Origin of the sequence: Amphibiibacter pelophylacis (assembly GCF_037688875.1) — a bacterium.
Taxonomy (GTDB): domain Bacteria; phylum Pseudomonadota; class Gammaproteobacteria; order Burkholderiales; family Burkholderiaceae_C; genus Amphibiibacter; species Amphibiibacter pelophylacis.
Window position 1 is genome coordinate 1 of the sequence record NZ_JAWDIE010000030.1, and the last position, 19,358, is coordinate 19,358.

The 19,358-nt window shown below is 66.3% G+C and carries 18 protein-coding genes; 12 read left to right on the forward strand and 6 right to left on the reverse strand.

Annotated features, from left to right (window positions below):
* The 3 genes from RV045_RS13805 to earP form a co-directional block, all read left to right on the forward strand.
* On the forward strand, positions 1 to 3,064 hold a 3,064-nt coding region (locus RV045_RS13805; protein ID WP_423236376.1), incomplete at its 5' end, for a DEAD/DEAH box helicase.
* 184 nt (positions 3,065 to 3,248) lie between these two features.
* Entirely contained in the window at positions 3,249 to 3,467 is a 219-nt protein-coding gene (locus RV045_RS13810; RefSeq protein WP_423236377.1) for a heavy-metal-associated domain-containing protein, read from the forward strand.
* 28 nt (positions 3,468 to 3,495) lie between these two features.
* A complete protein-coding gene (earP, locus tag RV045_RS13815) occupies positions 3,496 to 4,620 on the forward strand; it encodes an elongation factor P maturation arginine rhamnosyltransferase EarP (protein WP_423236378.1) in 1,125 nt (374 codons plus the stop codon).
* A 48-nt stretch (positions 4,621 to 4,668) separates the two neighbouring features.
* Here the strand turns inward: earP and RV045_RS13820 are convergent, their stop codons facing one another.
* The 6 genes from RV045_RS13820 to RV045_RS13845 form a co-directional block, all read right to left on the reverse strand.
* A complete protein-coding gene (locus RV045_RS13820; protein WP_423236379.1) occupies positions 4,669 to 5,244 on the reverse strand; it encodes a hypothetical protein in 576 nt (191 codons plus the stop codon).
* 144 nt (positions 5,245 to 5,388) lie between these two features.
* Entirely contained in the window at positions 5,389 to 6,090 is a 702-nt protein-coding gene (locus RV045_RS13825; protein WP_423236380.1) for a response regulator transcription factor, read from the reverse strand.
* Positions 6,087 to 7,685, reverse strand: coding sequence for a sensor histidine kinase (locus RV045_RS13830; RefSeq protein ID WP_423236381.1), 1,599 nt, complete (start codon positions 7,683 to 7,685; stop codon positions 6,087 to 6,089). Before RV045_RS13830 ends, RV045_RS13825 begins: the two co-directional genes overlap by 4 nt.
* A 21-nt stretch (positions 7,686 to 7,706) precedes the next feature.
* Positions 7,707 to 8,630 (reverse strand): ketopantoate reductase family protein, encoded by a 924-nt coding sequence (locus RV045_RS13835; protein ID WP_423236382.1) that lies wholly within the window; start codon positions 8,628 to 8,630, stop codon positions 7,707 to 7,709.
* Positions 8,627 to 9,295: a glutathione S-transferase family protein gene (locus tag RV045_RS13840; protein WP_423236383.1), complete on the reverse strand. Its 669-nt coding sequence runs from the start codon at positions 9,293 to 9,295 to the stop codon at positions 8,627 to 8,629. Before RV045_RS13840 ends, RV045_RS13835 begins: the two co-directional genes overlap by 4 nt.
* 46 nt (positions 9,296 to 9,341) lie before the next feature.
* Positions 9,342 to 9,692 (reverse strand): carboxymuconolactone decarboxylase family protein, encoded by a 351-nt coding sequence (locus tag RV045_RS13845; RefSeq protein ID WP_423236384.1) that lies wholly within the window; start codon positions 9,690 to 9,692, stop codon positions 9,342 to 9,344.
* Between the two features lie 133 nt (positions 9,693 to 9,825).
* Here RV045_RS13845 and RV045_RS13850 point away from each other — a divergent pair, with 133 nt between their 5' ends.
* The 9 genes from RV045_RS13850 to RV045_RS13890 all read left to right on the forward strand — a co-directional run bounded on the left by RV045_RS13850 (position 9,826) and on the right by RV045_RS13890 (position 19,127).
* Positions 9,826 to 10,779, forward strand: coding sequence for an AraC family transcriptional regulator (locus tag RV045_RS13850; RefSeq protein WP_423236385.1), 954 nt, complete (start codon positions 9,826 to 9,828; stop codon positions 10,777 to 10,779).
* Between the two features lie 100 nt (positions 10,780 to 10,879).
* On the forward strand, positions 10,880 to 11,695 hold the full coding sequence (locus RV045_RS13855) for an HAD-IA family hydrolase (RefSeq protein ID WP_423236386.1): 816 nt from the start codon (positions 10,880 to 10,882) through the stop codon (positions 11,693 to 11,695).
* Positions 11,692 to 12,414: a ribulose-phosphate 3-epimerase gene (gene rpe / locus RV045_RS13860; RefSeq protein ID WP_423236387.1), complete on the forward strand. Its 723-nt coding sequence runs from the start codon at positions 11,692 to 11,694 to the stop codon at positions 12,412 to 12,414. Before RV045_RS13855 ends, rpe begins: the two co-directional genes overlap by 4 nt.
* A gap of 50 nt (positions 12,415 to 12,464) precedes the next feature.
* On the forward strand, positions 12,465 to 13,583 hold the full coding sequence (locus RV045_RS13865) for a class 1 fructose-bisphosphatase (RefSeq protein WP_423236388.1): 1,119 nt from the start codon (positions 12,465 to 12,467) through the stop codon (positions 13,581 to 13,583).
* Positions 13,584 to 13,669: 86 nt separating this feature from the next.
* Positions 13,670 to 14,551 (forward strand): phosphoribulokinase, encoded by an 882-nt coding sequence (locus RV045_RS13870; protein ID WP_423236389.1) that lies wholly within the window; start codon positions 13,670 to 13,672, stop codon positions 14,549 to 14,551.
* 89 nt (positions 14,552 to 14,640) lie between these two features.
* On the forward strand, positions 14,641 to 16,665 hold the full coding sequence (gene tkt, locus RV045_RS13875) for a transketolase (RefSeq protein ID WP_423236393.1): 2,025 nt from the start codon (positions 14,641 to 14,643) through the stop codon (positions 16,663 to 16,665).
* Positions 16,662 to 17,330, forward strand: coding sequence for a phosphoglycolate phosphatase (locus tag RV045_RS13880; RefSeq protein ID WP_423236390.1), 669 nt, complete (start codon positions 16,662 to 16,664; stop codon positions 17,328 to 17,330). Before tkt ends, RV045_RS13880 begins: the two co-directional genes overlap by 4 nt.
* Before the next feature lie 68 nt (positions 17,331 to 17,398).
* Positions 17,399 to 18,484, forward strand: coding sequence for a class II fructose-bisphosphate aldolase (gene fba, locus RV045_RS13885; protein WP_423236391.1), 1,086 nt, complete (start codon positions 17,399 to 17,401; stop codon positions 18,482 to 18,484).
* Positions 18,485 to 18,809: 325 nt separating this feature from the next.
* Positions 18,810 to 19,127, forward strand: a complete 318-nt coding sequence (locus RV045_RS13890; RefSeq protein WP_423236392.1) for an antibiotic biosynthesis monooxygenase family protein — start codon at positions 18,810 to 18,812, stop codon at positions 19,125 to 19,127.
* Positions 19,128 to 19,358 lie beyond the last annotated feature (231 nt).

Sequence of the window (19,358 nt, forward strand, 5' to 3'; positions counted from 1 at the left end):
GAACTTCGACTCGCTGCGCGCTACGGTGCTTAATTTTCGGGCGTCGGGCGAAGGCAGCGATGCTCGAATCGCCGCCAAAATCCAGGAAAACCTCAATCAAGCCGAAGCGGCGGTCAATATCGCAGGCGGCGAAGACTTTGTCTTCGATGGCCTTGACATTGCGCTGACTGACACCTTCATGGCGGCGATAGCCCTGTTTCTGCTCGCGCTTGAACGTGGCGAGCGACCATTGCTAGAACAAGCGCTGGAGCGACTCCGTACCGGACTGGCCATCTGCGCCGAGATGAATATGCTCCCGCAGTGGTGGTCGTATCGCATCACCATCCACCTCCTATCCGATCTGTGGTCGACTACCTTTTATGAGAGGGTTCCGCATCAACCAGCAGGCGGTGAGGCGAACGACTGGCCCAGACTTCGCGAACTGTTTATCGCGCTTATGTTACGTCGCCCGAAAGCCGAAGTGGATCTCTGGCCCTCGCAGATCGATGCGGCAAACCGTGCGGTTGATCAAGCGGACGATCTGGTTGTCTCCTTGCCTACCAGCGCGGGCAAAACGCGCATCGCTGAACTATGCATTCTGCGCTGCCTCGCCGGTGGTAAACGCGTAGTCTTCATCACACCGCTGCGAGCGCTGTCCGCGCAGACCGAAACAACTCTTCAGAGAACCTTTGGCCCACTCGGCAAGACGATCTCAGCACTCTATGGCAGCATCGGGGTCAGCGGCTTTGACGAGGATACGATCCGGGAAAGTGACATCGTTGTCGCGACGCCGGAGAAACTCGACTTTGCGCTCCGCAACGACCCCTCTCTCCTCGACGACGTTGGCCTCCTTGTCTTCGACGAGGGGCACATGATCGGGTTGAATGAAAGGGAAGTCCGCTACGAGGTTCAAATCCAGCGGCTTCTCCGGCGCGCCGATGCACATGAGCGTCGCATCGTGTGTCTCTCGGCGATTCTTCCTGACGGCGATCAACTCGACGACTTCGCCGGATGGCTACGTCGAGACCATCCTGGTGGCTTGATCAAACATGACTGGCGTCCAACACGGTTGCGCTTTGGCGAGGTGGTCTGGGCGTCCCCCAATGCACGCCTGAATCTGCGTGTTGGCGAAGAGCGCCCTTGGGTTCAGCGCTTTCTCACGGGAGTGGCGCCGCCAACGTGGGTGCCGCCCAAGCGGCGCCGAACCAGGCTCTTTCCAGACGATCAACGAGAACTCTGCCTAGCGACAGCCTGGCGGCTGGTAGACGACGGGCAGACCGTCCTCATTTTCTGTCCAGAACGACGTAGCGTCGAACCGTTTGCGGACGTGATTGTCGACCTTCATGAGCGCGGAGCGTTGCGGTCTTTGCTGGAAGCAGACCCTGCTGCTCTCGCTACTGCAATAGCGCTTGGTGAGGAATGGCTGGGGCCGGACAGTGCAATCCTCAAGTGCCTGCGTCTCGGAGTGGCGCTCCATCACGGGGCTTTGCCAACGGCCTACCGGAAGGAGGTCGAAGGCCTGTTGCGTAGCAATATCCTCAAAGTCACTATCTCGTCGCCGACCTTGGCTCAAGGCTTGAACTTGTCCGCTACCGCTGTGGTCATGCACTCCCTCCATCGTGCCGGAACCAGGATTGACATCTCCGAGTTCAAGAACGTGATTGGGCGAGCTGGCCGGGCCTATGTCGACGTGGAAGGCATCGTGCTCTTCCCCATGTTCGACGAGATTCCGAGAAAGCGGAGCAATTGGGAAACGCTCATCAATGATCTCGGCGCTCGCAATATGGAGAGTGGGCTGGTGCAACTCGTCGCGGCACTGCTGTCCCGCATGAGAGCCCAAGTCGGTGGCGATCTGGATCAGCTTATCGACTATGTCGCGAACAACGCCATGGCGTGGACCTTCCCAGAAGTCGCGGAAGAGAGTCCCGAAGATCGCGAACGCGCCCTTGCGGATTGGCAGAAGCATGTTGCAACGCTCGACACGGCCGTCCTGAGTCTCATTGGCGAAAACGACATTCCGGACGATGGGGTTGCGGCGGCACTGGACGACATCCTCCAATCTTCTCTGTGGCATCGCCGTCTTCTGCGGCAGAACGAGCAGATTCAGCAGGTTCTAAAGGCCGGCCTAGTTTCACGCAGCCAGCATATCTGGAGCCAATCGACTGCAGCGCGCCGCCGAGGCTACTTCTTGGCCGGCGTAGGGTTGGCAACCGGGCAAGCGCTGGACGTGATTGCAGAGGATGCGAACCTTCTACTGATTCAGGCCAACGGCGGCATTCTCAATGGTGATGCTGAGGCGGCGATAGCCGCAATTACAGCCATTGCGGAGCGCGTTTTCGTCATCTATCCATTCATACCTGATCCCATGCCGGAAAATTGGCGCGGCATTCTCCGCTCCTGGCTTCTCGGCGAGCCTCTCTTCGCTATTGCCGCCGGCCAGGAGTCGGAGACCCTGCAGTTCATTGAAGGGGGGCTTGTCTACCGCCTCCCATGGGCGATGGAAGCTATTCGGGTGCGTGGGGTTGCCAACGGCGACACCATTGACGGCCTCCTTTCTCTTGAGGACTATGAGCTTGGCTTCGCGGTGGCAGCCGTTGAAACCGGAACGTTGAATAGGTCGGCTGCGATCCTCATTCAGGCGGGGTTCAGCTCTCGGCTCGGTGCTATAAAGGCTGTTACGGACAGTGGGGCAACCTCCCAAACAGCTCAGGAGCTTCGGCTCTGGCTCGGTTCGGAAGCGCTTGCGGCGTGGAGCGCAAGGCCTGATTGGCCGACACCGGAGACGAGGGCGATGTGGATGGAGTTTGCGCAAACCTTCACACCGCGCGCAAACCGTGTCTGGGCAGCACGCCGGTATTGGGCACGGGTGACCTGGTTCGGAGTGTCACCACCGCCAGAAACTCCTGTTCAACTCCATTATTGGGCAGGCCAACCGCTGGTGCTTGCTATGGACGGTGTGCCGCTTGGGACACTGCAGGCGGCACTTGCACCAGGGAGAGCTGGTCTAATACGTGCTCAGGCGTCTCAAGAAGAAGGTCGAATCGACATCATCTATCTTGGGCCAGATGATCTAGTTAGCCTCTAGCGTGGTATTTTTCATGGCATCAAATACTGATGTGTTTGCAAGTAATTGTCGTGTATGGATTTTTTCATCTAATTGATGACCGAGTTGGAGTGATGGCCCCCTGAGCCCGTTCCCGGCCCAAAGCGCCGGGGCGCTCTGCTCAAGGTCCTAAAATACCCCCAGACCGTCACTTTCAGGAGCCTCCATGAGCGCCCAGCCCCACACCCTGCTGCTGTCCGTGCCCGACATGAGCTGCGGGCACTGCGAAAAATCCGTCACCCGCGCGCTGCACGAGCTGGACGCCGAGGCCGATGTGCAGGTCGATCTGGCTGCGCGCACCGTGCGCGTCGAAACCCTGTGCAGCCTGGACCAGGTGCAGGCGGCTCTGAACGAAGAAGGCTACACCGCCACGCGGCTGCCCTGATCGCCGTCCACGCCCGAGAAGCCGGCGCATGAGCTCGGCCCTCCTGCCCCAGGCGCTGGACGCGCTGATCCTGTGCCGTGTCATCGACAACTTCGGCGATGTGGGCGTGTGCTGGCGCCTGGCGCGGCAGATGGCCACACGTGGCCTGCGCGTCGCTCTGGTGCTGGACGACGCTACGCCTTTGCGCTGGATGCGCGGCGTGGATGCCACCAGCCAATCCGTCAGCGTGCTGCCCTGGACATTGCCGGACAGCGCCTGGACAGCGCTGGGGGGGCAGGTGCAGCGCCTGGTCATCGAAGGATTTGGCTGCACCGCCCCCAACGCGCTGCTGGCCGCCCTGCCCCGCCCCACGCCCGAAACCCCGGCGACGACGCTGCTCGTCAACCTGGAATACCTCAGCGCCGAAGGCTATGTGGCGCGCAGCCACGGCCTGGCCTCGCCGCAGCACCACGGCGCGGCGGCTGGGCTGACGCGCTGGTTTTTCTACCCCGGCTTCACCGAAGACACCGGCGGCCTGCTGGGCGGCTGGGCCGCGCCAGAGCCACCCCACAGCCCCCCGCAGGCGCTGTGGTTCGCCTACCCGCACCCGCGCTGGCGCGACTGGGCGCAGCATCTGGCCCGCTTCGTGCGGGAATCGGCTTCTGACCCGATCGACCGGGTCGAGATCGGGCTGTGCCCCGGCGACGCGCAGCGCCAGGCGAAGCTGTCGCCGGGCGAGCAACTGACGCTGCCGGACAGCCATTCTGTCCTGAGGGCGCTGGATTACACCGACCACGACGGCTTTGACACGCGCCTGGCCGCCAGCGCGATCAGCGTGGTTCGCGGCGAGGATTCCTTCGTGCGTGCGCAGTGGGCGGCGCGGCCCTTCGTCTGGCACATCTACCCGCAGGACGACGGGGCGCACTGGGCCAAACTGGACGCCTGGCTGGATCTTCTCCTGGACGGCCAGAGCAACGCGCTGGCGCAGCCGCTGCGACGCGTCTGGCACGCCTTCAACGACCCGGGCTGGGCCGGCGATCTGCCCCCCTGGCCCGACGCCGCCCTGTGGCACGCTGCCTGCCGCGCCTGGCAGCAGCGGCTGGCGGACCAGACCGATCTCCTGACGCGGCTGCTGGCGTTTGCGCAGACACGCCGCAGCACGGGTCAGCCCTGAGGGGTCAGGGCCGTACCCAGCGACGTACCCAGCGCTACAACCGCACGATTACTTCGCGGGCTGATACGGCAGCGAAGAATGGTGCAGCACGATGCGCATCGAACCGTCATCGTCTTTCTTGAAGCCCCAGGTTTTGTCCACCACGGTGACTTTGCCGTCCTTGTCGGTCAGGATGATGTGGCCTGTGGTCAGGGCCATATTGCCGTTCACGAAGACGGCGGCGTTTTTATACTCGTATTTTTTCCAGCCTTTCAGCGCGAAACCGGTATCGCTGGGGTACGCCGGGTTACCGCCGACGAAGTAAGACAGTGCGCCATCGTAGGTGGTGCGGAAGGTCTGTTCGCCATGCGTCAGCGTGGGTTTGAACAGCACCGTGCCGAACTTGTAGCCATAGGCGCTGTCCAGCGCTTTTTTGGCCGTTTCGGTGGCCTTGGCGCGGCCGCCGCTCTGGTAATCGTCGCTGATCTGGATCAGGGCTTTGCCCCAGTTTTTCTGGGCCTGCTCGACTTCGGCGGCGGTGATGCTCAGGTTCACCACGGTTTCATCAAAAGCGAAGGCGGAACTGGCACCAGCAGCCAGCGCCAGGGCCAGTGCGGTCGAACGGAAACGGATCATCTGCGCCATGAAATTACTCCTTGTGGATTCAGGTTGAAGGCTGCGTCGTGCAGTTCCACAAGTATGAAAAGGCGGCATGAACGGCACAGCGCGCGCTCGATGAACAGCGGGCCGCGCCTGGATGAACGCCAGATGAATCGCGGCTGGCGCGCGTCACTCCAAGCGGTAACCCAGGCCGCGCACGGTGTGGATCAGGGCGCGGCCTCCGGCGGCGTCCAGCTTGCTGCGCAGGCGGCGGATGTAGACCTCGACCACATTGGTCAGCGGGTCTTCGAAAGCGCCCCAGACATTGGCCAGGATGCGCTCGCGGCTGAACAGGCGGCCGGGATGGCGCATCAGCAGCTCCAGCACGGCCAGCTCGCGCGCGGTCAGGTCCAGCGGCTGGCCCGCGCGGCTGGCGCGCAGCGTGGCCAGATCCAGCACCAGATCGTCCACCGCCAGCTGCCCGGCGGGCGCAGGGCCTGGCGCCGGGTCGCTGCGCCGGGCCAGCGCGTCGATGCGTGCCAGAAGCTCTTCAAAGGCAAACGGCTTGGCCAGATAATCGTCGGCGCCCGTGCGCAGGCCGGTCACGCGCTCGTCGACAGCGCCCAGCGCGCTGAGCATCAGGATGGGCGTGCGCACGCCCTGGCTGCGCAGGGTCTGGCAGACCTCCAGCCCGCTCAGGCCAGGCAGCATCACATCCAGCAGGATCACGGTGGGACGATCGCCGCTGCGCCGCTCGCGATCCAGACGCTGGGCCATCTCCAGCCCTTCCGTCCCCGTGCTTGCCACGCTGACGCTGTGGCCTTCGGCGCGCAGGCCGCGCTCCAGAAAATCGGCAACGCGGCGGTCGTCTTCCACCACCAGGATGTTCATGGCGTGTCCTCCAGGCTCGTCAGGGGCAGGCTCAGGCGGGCCGTCGTGCCAGCGCCGTCACCGGAAACCAGCTCAAGCGTGCCGCCATGCGCCTGAACCAGCGCCAGCGCCAGGGGCAACCCCAGGCCAACGCCGTCGGCCCGATGGCGGCGGGCGTGCTCGCCCCGAAAATTGCGCTCGAAAACCCGGGGCAGTTCGTCCTGCGGGATGCCTATGCCCTGGTCGATGATTTCGGCGGTCCAGTGCGTGTCGCTGCACTGCGTGGCCACGGTCACAGCCTGGCCGGGCTGCGAGTAGCGGATGGCGTTGTCCAGCAGCAGCACCAGCACCTGGCGCAGGCGCGGACCGTCGGCCCACAGCATGGCGCCGCCCCTTTCTTCGCCCCTGCGCTGCAGGCTCATGCCGCGCTGGGTGGCCAGCGGCTGGACCTGGCCCAGCGCCTCGGCCAGCACCTGCGCCGCATCCACGCGCTGCGGGTGGATGGAAAGGGCCTGCGTGTCGCTGCGCGCCATGGTCAGCAGATCGTCGATGACCTGGCCCAGGTGGCGGGCGGTTTCGGCGATGCGGCCCAGCGCGTCCTGGTAATCCTCGGCCGGTTTGACGCGGCCGCGCAGGGCGATTTCAGCCTCGCCCCGAATGGCGGTGGTGGGGGTGCGCAGCTCGTGACTGATGTCGGCAAACAGCCTGCGGCGCGAGGCATCAACCTGGCGCAGCGATTCCAGCGCCTGTTCCAGCTCGTGCGTGCGGTCGCGGACCTGATCTTCCAGATCCTGACGGATGCGCTTTTCCCGCTCGCGGTGCTGCTGCAGCTCGACCGCCATGGCGTTGAGCGTGCGGGCGACGGCCGCGAACTCGTCCGCGCCCTGCTGCGGCATGCGGTGGGCCAGATCGCCGCGCTGCAGCGCCTGCGCGCCCTGGCTGAGCGACTGCAAGGGCTGGCGCAGCGCCCGCGCCAGGTAAAGCGCCAGCAGCGCGGACAGGCTGGTGACCCCCAGCGTGGCCGACAGCATGCCGCCCGCGACCAGCGCCAGCAGCCGGTCGGCCGCGGCCCGCTCGCGCGACACGGCGGCCTGCTCCTGGCTCAGGGTCGTCGCGATGAGCGAGCGCATATCCTGCCCCCGGGGCGTGTCGAACACATGATCGATGGCCGCCAGCGCCTGCGCAGGGTCGACGCCCGGCGGCAATGGCCTGATCTGGGCCAGGGCGACTTCAAGATCTTTCAGCGCCTGCTGCAGGATGGTCAGGGCGCTCAGGCGCTGGCGCAGGTCCTGCTCCGCCCGGGCTGCGTCCGGATCCAGTGCCGCCGAACGCCGGGCCAGCCCGTCCAGCCCGTCCAGGATGCCGTGCATTTCGGCCAGACGCTGCTGCTGCTCGCTGGCCGTGCCCTGATCGCTGAGCAGAGCGCGCGTGGCCAGACTGCGCAGGCGCTGCTTGACCGCCGACAGGCGCAGATAGCCCTGCAGCAGATCGCTGGCGACGCGGCCGCGCACCACCTGCGCGCTCGCCGATTCAATGGCCCACCACGACAGCGCGCCCTGCAGGCAAAAAGCCAGCGCCAGCAGCGCGAAAGCCAGGGTCAGGCGCCGTCGGAACATGGCCTGGCGCAGCGGGAAGGCTCAGGCGCCCAGAGCCGCCTGCACCGCCAGCCGCGTGTGCGCCAGGCGCAGCAGCGGCGTCGGCACACCCAGGCGATCGCCCCGGGCGACCAGTGCGCCCAGGATGTGATCGTGCTCGGTGCGCTGGCCGCCCTGCAGATCACGCAGCATCGAGGCGGTGAAGCTGGAGCCCGGCGCGGTCAGCAGCTCCAGCGCCGGGGCGCGGGCCGCATCGCCGACCGGGTGGCCAGACAGGCGCGCCACGCTGCAGCATTCCTCGAACATCGCCAGCGTCGTATCGCGGCCATAGGGCGTGGCGACAATATCGCCCACAGAGCCAGCACAGGCCGTGGTCATGCCGGCCAGCGTCGCCAGAAACACCCACTTGTCCCACAGCACCTGCTCGATGTCGTCTGCCAGCACGCTATCAAACGGCGCCGTCTGGCACAGCGCGACAAACTGCTGCGCCAGATCGCGGTGGGATTCGTGGCGCGGCCCCACGGTCAGCCGGTGCATGGGGCTGAGCTGGCGCACAGCGCCGTCCGCCGTCAACGTCGCGGCAATGTGCGCCACGCCCCCCATGACGCGCTCGCGGCCCAGACGCGCGTCCAGACGCTCCAGGTGATCCAGCCCGTTCAGAAAGGGCAGGACCACCGCCTGACCCGGCCCGGCCAGGGCGCCTTCCAGCGCGTGCAGGGCATCGTCCAGATCGTAGGCCTTGGGCGCCAGCAGGATCAGGTCGTAGCCGGGCTGGACGGTGTCCGCCGTGACGGTCGGCGGATGGACGGTGAAGCGCCCGGTGGGGGTTTCGATGGTCAGGCCGTCCGACTGGATCAGCGTCTGGCGCCGGGGCCGCAGCAGGTAAGTCACGTCGGCCCCGGCGCGCAGCAGCTGGGCGCCAAAGTAGCCGCCGATGCCGCCTGCGCCCAGAATCAGGATCTTCATGATGATTTCTTGAACATGTTCAGCGTCAGGCCCTCTGCTGCGATGGTCGCGGCGACGGCGGGCTGTGCGGCCACACGCTCGACGTAAGTCCACAGCGCAGGCATCTCGGTGGCGACGTCGATGCCGCCCATGGTGGCCCAGCGCGTGGTGGTCAGGGCGTAGGCGTCGCAGGGGCCGGCTTCGGCGCCGTCCAGGAAAGCATCGCCCAGCGCCTGGACGCGCTCCTGCACCTGCGCCATCAGGGCGCGGTAGGCGCCAACGGCTTCGGTGCGCACCACAGCCTGCGCGGCCTCGTCAGCGACGATGCGCGAGGGCATGAAAATGCGCGTGAAAGTGGGATGCACGGTGTTGTTGAACCAGGCCAGCGTCTCCAGCGCGCGGGTCCGCGCCCAGACCTCCTGCGGCAGCAGCCCCGCCTGAGGGAAGCGGCGGGCCAGGTGCGAAATGATGGCGACAATCTGCGTCACCGTCTGGCCGTCGTCCACCAGCGCGGGCACCTGGCCGTTGGGGTTGATGCGCAGGAAAGCCTCCTGCCGGTGCTCGCCCTTGTGCATGCGCACCATCGTGGCCTCGAAAGGCTGGCCGGTGCGCTGTTCGATCAGGCGCAGCGCCACGTGAGGGATAAAGGAACAGGCGCCAGGGCCGTAATACAGGTGCAGGGACATGGGCATCTCCGGGTCAGGGTGGATGGAAAAGCCCAGTCTACCCAAATCAGCCCGCCGCTGCGCTGGGGTGGGCGGCAACCGCGTCGAGCACGCGGGCTGAATAAACCATGGCCGCACCGGCGTTCAGCGCCACGGCCACGCCCAGCGCTTCGGCGATTTCCTCGCGGCTGGCGCCCAGCTTGAGCGCGGCGTCCACGTGCACGGCAATGCAGCCGTCGCAGCGCGTGGTCACGGCCACGGCCAGCGCGATCAGCTCGCGCGTCTTGCCCTCCAGATGCCCGGTCTGCGCCCCGGCGCCCGACAGCGTCTTGTAGCCGGTCAAGGTCTGCGGCGTCAGCTTGCCCAGATCGCCAATACGGCCCACCAGTTCCTTGCGATAGTCGTTCCAGTCCAGCATGGGAAATCCTTTCAGGGAGAAGTCAGAAGAGAAAAAAGGAGAAGCAGAAAACGCAGCCAGTGTCGTGCAGGACAGTGAGATGATCAATGCCAGATAAAATCAAAAATAGTGCTTATCGTCTCATAATGTCTTGATGGACCCTCTCAGCCACCTCATCCAGCAGGCGCGCCCGCAGGCGCTGCTGGAGCTGCGCTGCACGCTGGGCGGCGCGGCGCAACTGCCGCACGCGGCGGCACCGGCGGGCGTGCTGCCTTTTCATCTGGTGCTGGCCGGGCAGTGCCGGGTGCGCGTGCCGGGGCAGCCCGAGACGCTGCTCCAGGCGGGCGACTGGCTGCTGCTGCCCCAGGGCAGCGCACACGATCTGGCGCCCGGCCAGCCGCGCTCCTCACTGCAGTCGCCGCAGCCGCTGCAGTGGGACGTGGACGGCTGGCTGCCGCTGCGCCACGACGGCCGGGCGGCGCAGGGCGATCCGGCGCTGGATCTGCTGTGCGGCCATTTCCAGTTCGCAGCCGGGCCGATGCAGCTGCTGCTGCGCGGGCTGCCGCCAGTGTGGACGGTGCCGCTGGCGCCTCTGCTGCCCACGCTGCCGTTGATGGGCGATTGGCTGCGCCGCGAAACGCAGGATGGCCTGCCCGGCGCCCGGGCGCTGGTGACCGCGCTGTGCCAGGCGCTGCTGACACTGGCGCTGCGCCACAGCAGCGCGCCCGCTGGTGCAGCCCCACCGCCGGGCACGCTGGCGCTGCTGGGCCACGCACGGCTGCGGCCCGCCGTGCAGGCCATGCTGGGCGACCCGGCGCAGCCCTGGACGCTGGCCGAACTGGCGCAGCGCTGCGCGCTGTCCCGCGCCAGCCTGGCGCGTCACTTCCTGCAGGTGGCCGGGCAGCCGCCACTGGCCTGGCTGACGGCCTGGCGCCTGGCGCTGGCCCACCAGGCACTGCAGGACAGCCCGCACAGCGTGGCCGATATCGCCCACAGCGTGGGCTACAGCAGCCCGGCAGCGCTGGCGCGGCCGTTCGCAGCGGCTTTCGGCTGCAGCCCGGCGTCCTGCCGTCGCTCCGGACAAGCATCCGACAAAGCTAAGCCATAGCTGATCCGAAATTGAACGAATCGTGAATTTACCTTATTCACGGCGCTGCCTATAGTTGTCCCATGCCCCCACCTGGCGGGGCCGTGTGAAAGGGATCGCCATGCTCAGTGCCCTGATTTTTGACGTGGACGGCACGCTCGCCGACACCGAGACCGCGCATTGCGCCGCGTTCAACGCCGCGTTCGCCCAGATGGGTCTGGACTGGCACTGGGACCGCGACACCTACCAGCGCCTGCTGGCCGTGAGCGGCGGCGTGGAGCGCATGGCGCAGTTCTGGCGCGAAACCGATCCCGAGGCCGCCAGCAGCCCCGGCGCTGAAGCCACCCTGCGCGCCCTGCACCAGGCCAAGACGCGCTTTTACACCGGCAGCACCAGCGGCAGCGCCGCCAGCGGGCCGCTGGCCTTGCGACCCGGCGTGCTGCGCCTGATGCGCGAAGCGCGCGCCAGCGGCCTGCGCCTGGCCATCGCCACCACCACAACCCCGGCCAACATCGCCGCGCTGCTGCAGCCCCACCTGGGCGCGCAGTGGGAGCGCTGGTTTGACGCCATCGGCGACGGTCACAGCGCGCCCGTCAAAAAGCCGCACCCGCAGGTCTACACGCAGGTGCTGTCGCGCCTGGGGCTGGACGCGCGCAGCGTGATCGCCTTCGAGGATTCGGCCAACGGCCTGCGCGCCGCCACGGCGGCCGGTCTGGCGACGGTGGTGACGCCCACCGCCTGGACGCGCCACGACGGTTTTGCCGGTGCGCTGGCCGTACTGCCCTCGCTGGGCGAACCCGATGTGAGCTCGCCCGAGCTGTGCGTGGACGTGGCGCGGCTGCGCCGCTGGCACGCCAGCTTCTGGCGCGACAGTGCGGCCCCGGCCCGCCGGCGCGCCCCGCTGATCCAATCCCAACTTGAACCGGAGCTGCTGTGAATCCTCCTCTGACCCCTCCCGCTGCGCGGCCCTGCCTGATCGCGCCGTCCATACTCTCGGCCGATTTCGCCCGCCTGGGCGAGGAAGTCCGCGCCATCACCGCCGCCGGCGCCAACTGGCTGCACTTCGATGTGATGGACAACCACTATGTGCCCAACCTGACGCTGGGCCCGGCCGTGTGCGCCGCGCTGCGCCCGCACACCCCGATGCCCATCGACGTGCACCTGATGGTCGAGCCGGTGGACGAGCTGGCCGCGCTTTTTGCCAAAGCGGGCGCCGACCACATCACCTTCCACCCCGAGGCCACGCGCCACGTGGACCGCTCGCTGCAGGCCATCCGCGACGCGGGCTGCAAGACCGGGCTGGTGCTCAACCCGGCCACGCCGCTGTCCGTGCTGGACCATGTGATGGACAAAATGGACATCATCCTGCTGATGAGCGTCAATCCCGGTTTTGGCGGCCAGGCGTTCATCCCGCAGACGCTGGACAAGCTGCGCGCCGTGCGTGCGCGCATTGCGGCCCACGTCGCGGCGGGCGGCCAGCCCATCACGCTGCAGGTCGATGGCGGCGTCAAGAAAGACAACATCCGGGCCATTCACGCCGCTGGCGCCGATGTCTGCGTGGCGGGCAGCGCCGTGTTCAGCGCCCCGGACGCCGATGGCGGCTACCGCGGCATCGTCAGCCAGCTCAAAGCCGCCGCTGCAGCCCTGCCCGCATGAACGCGCCCGTCCTGATCCGCCCCGAACCCAGAACACTTCCCGGAGAAACTATGCCCGCCACCCAGCACTACCGCGACGGCCAGCGGCCCACCCTGACCCAGTTCCTGATCGAGCAGCGCCGCCGCTACCCCGGCGCCAGCGGCGATTTCAACGCCCTGATGCTGGACGTGGCGCTGGCCTGCAAGACCATCGCCCGCGCCGTGGCGCGCGGTGAGCTGGCCTATGCCCCCGGCGCGGGCAGCGGCGTGGGCACCAGCACCGATCAGGTCAACGTCCAGGGCGAAGTCCAGAAAAAGCTGGACATCCTGAGCAACGACATTTTCATCCGCATGACCGAGTGGGCGGGCCACCTGGCCGGACAGGCCTCGGAAGAAATGGACGAGCACCGCGCCATTCCCGACGGCCTGCCGCGCGGCAAATACCTGCTGGTGTTTGACCCGCTGGATGGCTCGAGCAACATTGACGTCAACGTCTCGGTGGGCAGTATTTTCAGCGTACTGCGCGCGCCGCAGGAAGCCATCGACAGCGGCCGCCCGCTCACCGACGCCGATTTCCTGCAGCCCGGCAGCAGCCAGGTCGCCGCCGGATACGCGCTTTACGGCCCGACCACCATGCTGGTGATTTCGGTGGGCAACGGCGTGCACGGCTTCACGCTGGACCACGATGTGGGCGAGTTCATGCTCACCCACCCCGCGCTGCAGGTGCCGCCCGACACGCAGGAATTCGCCATCAACGCCAGCAACAGCCGCTTCTGGGAACCGCCCATCAAGCGCTTTGTGGACGAGTGCATGGCCGGCCAGACTGGCCCGCGCGGCAAGGATTTCAACATGCGCTGGATCGCCAGCATGGTCGCCGAGGCGCACCGCATCCTGATGCGCGGCGGCGTCTTCATGTACCCGCGCGATCTGAAAGACCCGGCCAAACCCGGCCGCCTGCGCCTGCTCTACGAGGCCAACCCCATCGGCTTTCTGATGGAACAGGCCGGGGGCCGCGCCAGCACCGGGCGCCAGGCCATGCTGGGCGTGGTGCCGACCAGCCTGCACCAGCGCATCGGGCTGATTTTCGGCTCGAAAAACGAGGTCGAGCGCATCGAGCGCTACCACCGCGAGCCCCAGGAGCAGCCCGACACCGAGCCGCTGTTCGCCGTGCGCGGCCTGTTCCGCGACTAAAACCCGCAAAACCTGCAGAACCCGCAAAACCTGCAGAACGCGCCGCGACCCGGCCTCCCCAGATCCCCACTTCGACGAGAAACGCCATGTCCGCCAAACACCCCATCATCGCCATCACCGGCTCGTCCGGCGCGGGCACCACTTCGGTGACGCGCACCTTTGACAACATTTTCCGCCGCGAGGGCGTGACCGCCGCCGTCATCGAAGGCGACAGCATGCACCGCTACGACCGCAAGGAAATGAAGCAGCGCGCCGCCGACGCCGAAAAAGCCGGCAACAAGAACTTCAGCCACTTCGGCCCCGAGAACAACCTGTTCGCCGAGCTGGAGGCTATGTTCGCGTCCTACAGCGCCAGCGGCACCGGCCAGCGCCGCAAGTATCTGCACGACAACGAAGAAGCCGCGCCCTACAAGCAGGAGCCCGGCACCTTCACGCCCTGGGAGCCGCTGCCCGAATCCGACCTGCTGTTTTACGAGGGCCTGCACGGCGCCGTGGTCACGCCCGAAATCAACATCGCGCAGTACCCCGACCTGCTGATCGGCGTGGTGCCCGTGATCAACCTGGAGTGGATCCAGAAGCTGTGGCGCGACAAATCCAAGCGCGGCTATTCCACCGAGGCCGTCACCGACACCATCCTGCGCCGTATGCCGGATTACGTGAATTACATCTGCCCGCAGTTTGCGCACACGCACGTCAACTTTCAGCGCGTGCCCTGCGTGGACACGTCCAACCCCTTCATTGCGCGCGACATTCCCAGCCCCGATGAAAGCATCTGCGTCATCCGCTTCGCCAAGCCCAAGGGCATCGATTTCCCCTACCTGCTCAACATGATCGACGACGCCTACATGTCGCGCGCCAACACCATCGTCGTGCCCGGCGGCAAGATGGAACTGGCCATGCAGCTGATTTTCACCCCCTTCATCTGGCGCATGATGGAGCGCCGCCAGCGCGCCCTGGGCGCCCTGTGAAGACGACAAGGACGGACACCATGAATGCACCTCTCGACGTTTCGGCCGATTTTCCCCGCGTGGCCCTGGACAGCGAACTCACCGGCCGCATGGCCAACGCCCTGCGCATCCTGGCGGTGGACGCCGTGGAACAGGCCAAATCCGGCCACCCCGGCGCGCCCATGGGCATGGCCGACATCGCCCAGGTACTGTGGCACCGCCACCTGCGCCACAACCCGGCCGACCCGGCCTGGCCCGACCGCGACCGCTTCGTGCTGTCCAACGGCCACGGCTCGATGCTGATTTATGCGCTCCTGCACCTGACCGGCTACGACCTGCCGATGTCCGAGCTGAAGGCCTTCCGCCAGCTGCACAGCAGGACCGCCGGGCACCCGGAAGTCGGCGTGACGCCCGGGGTTGAGACCACCACCGGTCCGCTGGGCCAGGGCATCGCCAACGCCGTGGGCATGGCGCTGGCCGAAAAGCTGCTGGCGCTGGAGTTCAACCGCGACGGCCACGCCATCGTCGATCACCGCACCTGGGCCTTCCTGGGCGACGGCTGCCTGATGGAAGGCATCAGCCACGAGGCCTGCGCGCTGGCGGGCACGCTGAAACTGTCCCGGCTGACGGCTTTCTATGACGACAACGGCATCAGCATCGACGGCCACGTCGAGGGCTGGTTCACCGACGACACGCCCGCCCGCTTCAGGGCCTACGGCTGGCACGTGATCGCCGGGGTGGACGGCCACGACCCGGTGGCGCTGGACGCCGCCGTGCAGCAGGCGATGGCGCAATCCGACCAGCCGGACGGCAAACCCACGCTGATCTGCTGCAAAACGGTGATCGGCAAGGGCTCGCCCGGCAAAGCGGGCACGCACGATGTCCATGGCGCCGCCCTGGGCGCCGCCGAAGTGGCCGCCACCCGCGCCGCGCTGGGCTGGACGGACGCGCCCTTTGAGATCCCCGCCGACATCCAGACCGCCTGGAACGCCCGCGAGCGCGGCGCCGCCCAGCAGGCGCAGTGGCAGCAGCGTTTTGACGCCTACCGCGCCGCCCACCCGCAACTGGCCGCCGAGCTGCTGCGCCGCCTGCGCGGCGAGCTGTCCGCCGACTTTGCCGCAAAGCTGCCCGCGCTGCTGGAGGCCATCGCCGCCGACACCGCACCCGTGGCCACGCGCAAGGCCAGCCAGAACGCGCTGAGCGCCATCGCCCCGCTGCTGCCCGAGTTTTTTGGCGGCAGCGCCGACCTGACAGGCTCCAACCTGACCCACTTCAAGGGCTGCGTGCGCGCAGGGCCCGGCGAGAACGGCCAGTTCGTCTGGGGCAACCACCTGAGCTACGGCGTGCGCGAATTCGGCATGGCCGCCATCATGAATGGCATGGCGCTGCACGGCGGCTATCTGCCCTACGGCGGCACCTTCCTGACCTTCTCGGACTACAGCCGCAACGCCATCCGCATGGCCGCGTTGATGAAGCAGCGCGTCATCCATGTGCTGACGCACGATTCGATTGGCCTGGGTGAAGACGGCCCCACGCACCAGCCCATCGAGCACGTGCCCAGCCTGCGCATCATCCCCGGCGTGCACGTCTGGCGCCCGGCTGACGCACTGGAAACGGCGGTCGCCTGGACCCACGCCGTGCAGCGCCAGGATGGCCCGGCCTGCCTGGCCCTGTCGCGCCAGAACCTGCCCTCGTGGCACGCCAATGCCCGCCGCGCGGACGAGATCGCCAAAGGCGGCTACGTGCTGGCCGATGTGGACGCGCCGCAAGCCGCCCTCATCGCCACCGGCTCCGAGGTGATGCTGGCCGTCGAGGCCCAGAAGCTGCTGGCCGCCGAGGGCGTGGCGGTGCGCGTGGTCTCCATGCCCTGCACCAACGTCTTCGACGCGCAGGACGCCGCCTGGCAGGACAGCGTGCTGCCGCCCGATCTGCCCGCCGTGGCCATCGAGGCCGCGCACCCCGATTTCTGGCGCAAATACGTCGGCCGCCGGGGCGCCGTGGTCGGTCTGCCGACCTTTGGCGAATCGGCCCCCGCGCCGCAGCTGTACGCGCACTTTGGCATCACGGCGCAGGCCGTGGTCCAGGCCGTGCACGCCACGCTGGGGCGTTACGGGCAGGGGAGCGCACGGGCATGAGCCAGGCCGCTGACCTTGTCTTTTTCGATCTGGACGGCACCCTGGTCGAGACCGCGCCCGAGATTCTGGACGCCACCAACGCCACGCTGGCCGAACTGGGACAGCGCCCGGTCGGCCAGACCCAGATCGAAGCCTGGATCGGCCACGGCACGCAGAACCTGCTGGCCAAGGCCCTGGCCTGGGCCCAGGGCGCGCCCATCGAAGCCGTGGCCGCCGACCCGGCGCTGCCAGCGCATTACGCCGTCTTCCAGCGACATTACGCGCGCTGCTGCGGCACGCGCAGCCGCCTGTATCCCGGCGTGCGCTCCGCCCTGGAGCGCCTGCGCCAGCGCGGCGCCCGCCTGGCGGTGCTGACCAACAAGGAGCGCGCCTACACCCTGCCGGTGCTGGACGCGCATGGGCTGACGCCGCTCTTTGACGACATCGTCTGCGGCGACAGCCACCCGCGCCGCAAGCCCGATCCCATGGGCCTGCTGGCGGTGCTGTCCGCCAGCGGCCTTGAGCGCAAACAGGCGCTGATGGTGGGCGATTCGTCCACCGACATCGCCACCGCGCGCGCCGCTGGCGTCGCCGTCTGGGCGCTGCCCTACGGCTACAACCACGGTCAGCCCATCGCCGACAGCCACCCGGACCGCGTCATCGAATCGCTGGCCGAACTGCCCTGAGCCCGTCGCCCATTCCCTGATTTTCTTTTCCCGCCTTACCGCTTTCACCATCCACCGAGGAGACTTCCATGGCCCTGATTTCCCTGCGCCAGCTGCTGGACCACGCCGCCGAGAACGGCTACGGCCTGCCCGCCTTCAACGTCAACAACATGGAACAGGTCCAGGCCATCATGCAGGCCGCCGACGCCACCGGCAGCCCGGTCATCCTGCAGGGTTCGGCCGGAGCACGCTCCTATGCGGGCGAGCCCTTCCTGCGCCACCTGATCCTGGCCGCCATCGAGCAGTACCCGCACATCCCCGTGTGCATGCACCAGGATCATGGCGCCTCGCCCGCCGTGTGCGCCCGCGCCATCCAGTCGGGCTTCAGCTCGGTCATGATGGACGGCAGCCTGCTGGAAGACGGCAAATCGCCCGCCAGCTACGACTACAACGTGCGCACCACACGCCACGTGGTCGACTGGGCGCACGCCTGCGGCGTCTCGGTCGAGGGCGAACTGGGCTGCCTGGGCAGCCTGGAAACCGGCATGGCCGGTGAGGAAGACGGCCACGGCGCAGAAGGCGCTCTGGACCACAGCCAGCTGCTGACCGACCCCGACGAGGCCGCCGACTTCGTCGAGAAAACCCAGGTGGACGCGCTGGCCATCGCCATCGGCACCAGCCACGGCGCTTACAAATTCACCCAGAAACCCACCGGCCAGGTGCTGCGCATCGACCGCGTGCGCGAGATTCACGCACGCATTCCCAATGTCCACCTGGTGATGCACGGCAGCTCCAGCGTGCCCGAAGACTGGCTGGCGATTATCAACAGCCACGGCGGTGATATGGGCCAGACTTATGGCGTGCCGGTGGAAGAAATCGTCGCAGGTATCAAGAGCGGCGTGCGCAAGGTGAATATCGATACCGACCTGCGCATGGCCAGCACCGGCGCCATCCGCCAGTTTCTGGTTCTGGACCGCAAAAACTTCGATCCGCGCAAATTCTACAAAGCGGCCCTGGTCGCCATGAAAGACATCTGCGCCGCCCGGTATGAAGCCTTCGGCGCCGCCGGTATGGCCAGCCGCATCGGCCCCGTCTACAGCCTGGACGCCATGCAACAGCGCTACGCCAAAGGCACGCTGAAAGCGCAAGTCACCCGCGAAGCCGCCATGGCCTGACCCACCGCGCAAACCCGGCGCTGCCGGGTTTTCTGGCTGCCAACAAAACGCCCTTCAGAGATGGAGGGCGTTTTTGTTTTGTGCTGGCGCGATTTAGCGAAAGGAGTCCTGCTGATAGGGGGTGGGAGTGTGGATAGAATGGGGTGAAAGTGGGGGCTGTGCGCTTTGGGGTGTCTGGGGAGGGCAGATGGTGTGCCATTTTTCATTTTCCCAGTGAAAACAATGGTTTACGGCGAATTTTCTATTTTATACACCATGTTCTTTTGAGTTATACACCCGGGAGGGTGTATAAAAACAAGTTAGGCTCTCTTCTAAGGAACCGCAGGTGATCCTCGAAATCGCACAACTCCAAGTCAAGCCAGGGCAAAGCCCCGAGTTCGAAGTTGCTTTTAACACAGCGCAGTCAATCATCGCGTCAATGCCAGGCTACCTCGGGCACGACCTTCAAAAATGCATCGAGCGAACTGACCATTACATGCTTCTAGTACGTTGGGCGTCTGTAGAACATCACGAAGTCGGCTTCCGTAAGTCAACTCAATATCAAGAGTGGCGCAAACTACTGCATCACTTCTATGATCCATTCCCCACCGTACTGCACTACGAACAAGTAGCTGGCCCAGGTATGGCTTCGGCGAGCACATAAAACAAAAGGGTTTGCAGTGAACTCATTCGCTCCAGCATCTGCCACCAGCCTAACTTGTTGTTCAACAGGACGTCTACCAGCTTCGCTGGCAGCCGCCTGTTAACGCGGGCGTTAGGCCGCACAATGGAACACATGTGCCCGTCAAGCGCGTGATGTGTTCGTGCCACACCGTGACCGAAAAAAATATTTAAAGGGGGGAACCAAGTGGAAGACTTTCTGGAAAAGGCTGAT

Bases quoted from the DNA above. Each gene is read 5' to 3' on its own strand.
- tkt (WP_423236393.1), top strand. From the start codon at position 14,641: ATGGCCAACGCCCTGCGCATCCTGGCGGTGGACGCCGTGGAACAGGCC.
- RV045_RS13865 (WP_423236388.1), top strand. From the start codon at position 12,465: ATGCCCGCCACCCAGCACTACCGCGACGGCCAGCGGCCCACCCTGACC.
- RV045_RS13820 (WP_423236379.1), bottom strand. From the start codon at position 5,244: ATGGCGCAGATGATCCGTTTCCGTTCGACCGCACTGGCCCTGGCGCTG.
- RV045_RS13850 (WP_423236385.1), top strand. From the start codon at position 9,826: ATGGACCCTCTCAGCCACCTCATCCAGCAGGCGCGCCCGCAGGCGCTG.
- earP (WP_423236378.1), top strand. From the start codon at position 3,496: ATGAGCTCGGCCCTCCTGCCCCAGGCGCTGGACGCGCTGATCCTGTGC.
- RV045_RS13845 (WP_423236384.1), bottom strand. From the start codon at position 9,692: ATGCTGGACTGGAACGACTATCGCAAGGAACTGGTGGGCCGTATTGGC.
- RV045_RS13830 (WP_423236381.1), bottom strand. From the start codon at position 7,685: ATGTTCCGACGGCGCCTGACCCTGGCTTTCGCGCTGCTGGCGCTGGCT.
- RV045_RS13840 (WP_423236383.1), bottom strand. From the start codon at position 9,295: ATGTCCCTGCACCTGTATTACGGCCCTGGCGCCTGTTCCTTTATCCCT.
- fba (WP_423236391.1), top strand. From the start codon at position 17,399: ATGGCCCTGATTTCCCTGCGCCAGCTGCTGGACCACGCCGCCGAGAAC.
- RV045_RS13880 (WP_423236390.1), top strand. From the start codon at position 16,662: ATGAGCCAGGCCGCTGACCTTGTCTTTTTCGATCTGGACGGCACCCTG.
- RV045_RS13810 (WP_423236377.1), top strand. From the start codon at position 3,249: ATGAGCGCCCAGCCCCACACCCTGCTGCTGTCCGTGCCCGACATGAGC.
- RV045_RS13870 (WP_423236389.1), top strand. From the start codon at position 13,670: ATGTCCGCCAAACACCCCATCATCGCCATCACCGGCTCGTCCGGCGCG.
- RV045_RS13835 (WP_423236382.1), bottom strand. From the start codon at position 8,630: ATGAAGATCCTGATTCTGGGCGCAGGCGGCATCGGCGGCTACTTTGGC.
- RV045_RS13825 (WP_423236380.1), bottom strand. From the start codon at position 6,090: ATGAACATCCTGGTGGTGGAAGACGACCGCCGCGTTGCCGATTTTCTG.
- RV045_RS13855 (WP_423236386.1), top strand. From the start codon at position 10,880: ATGCTCAGTGCCCTGATTTTTGACGTGGACGGCACGCTCGCCGACACC.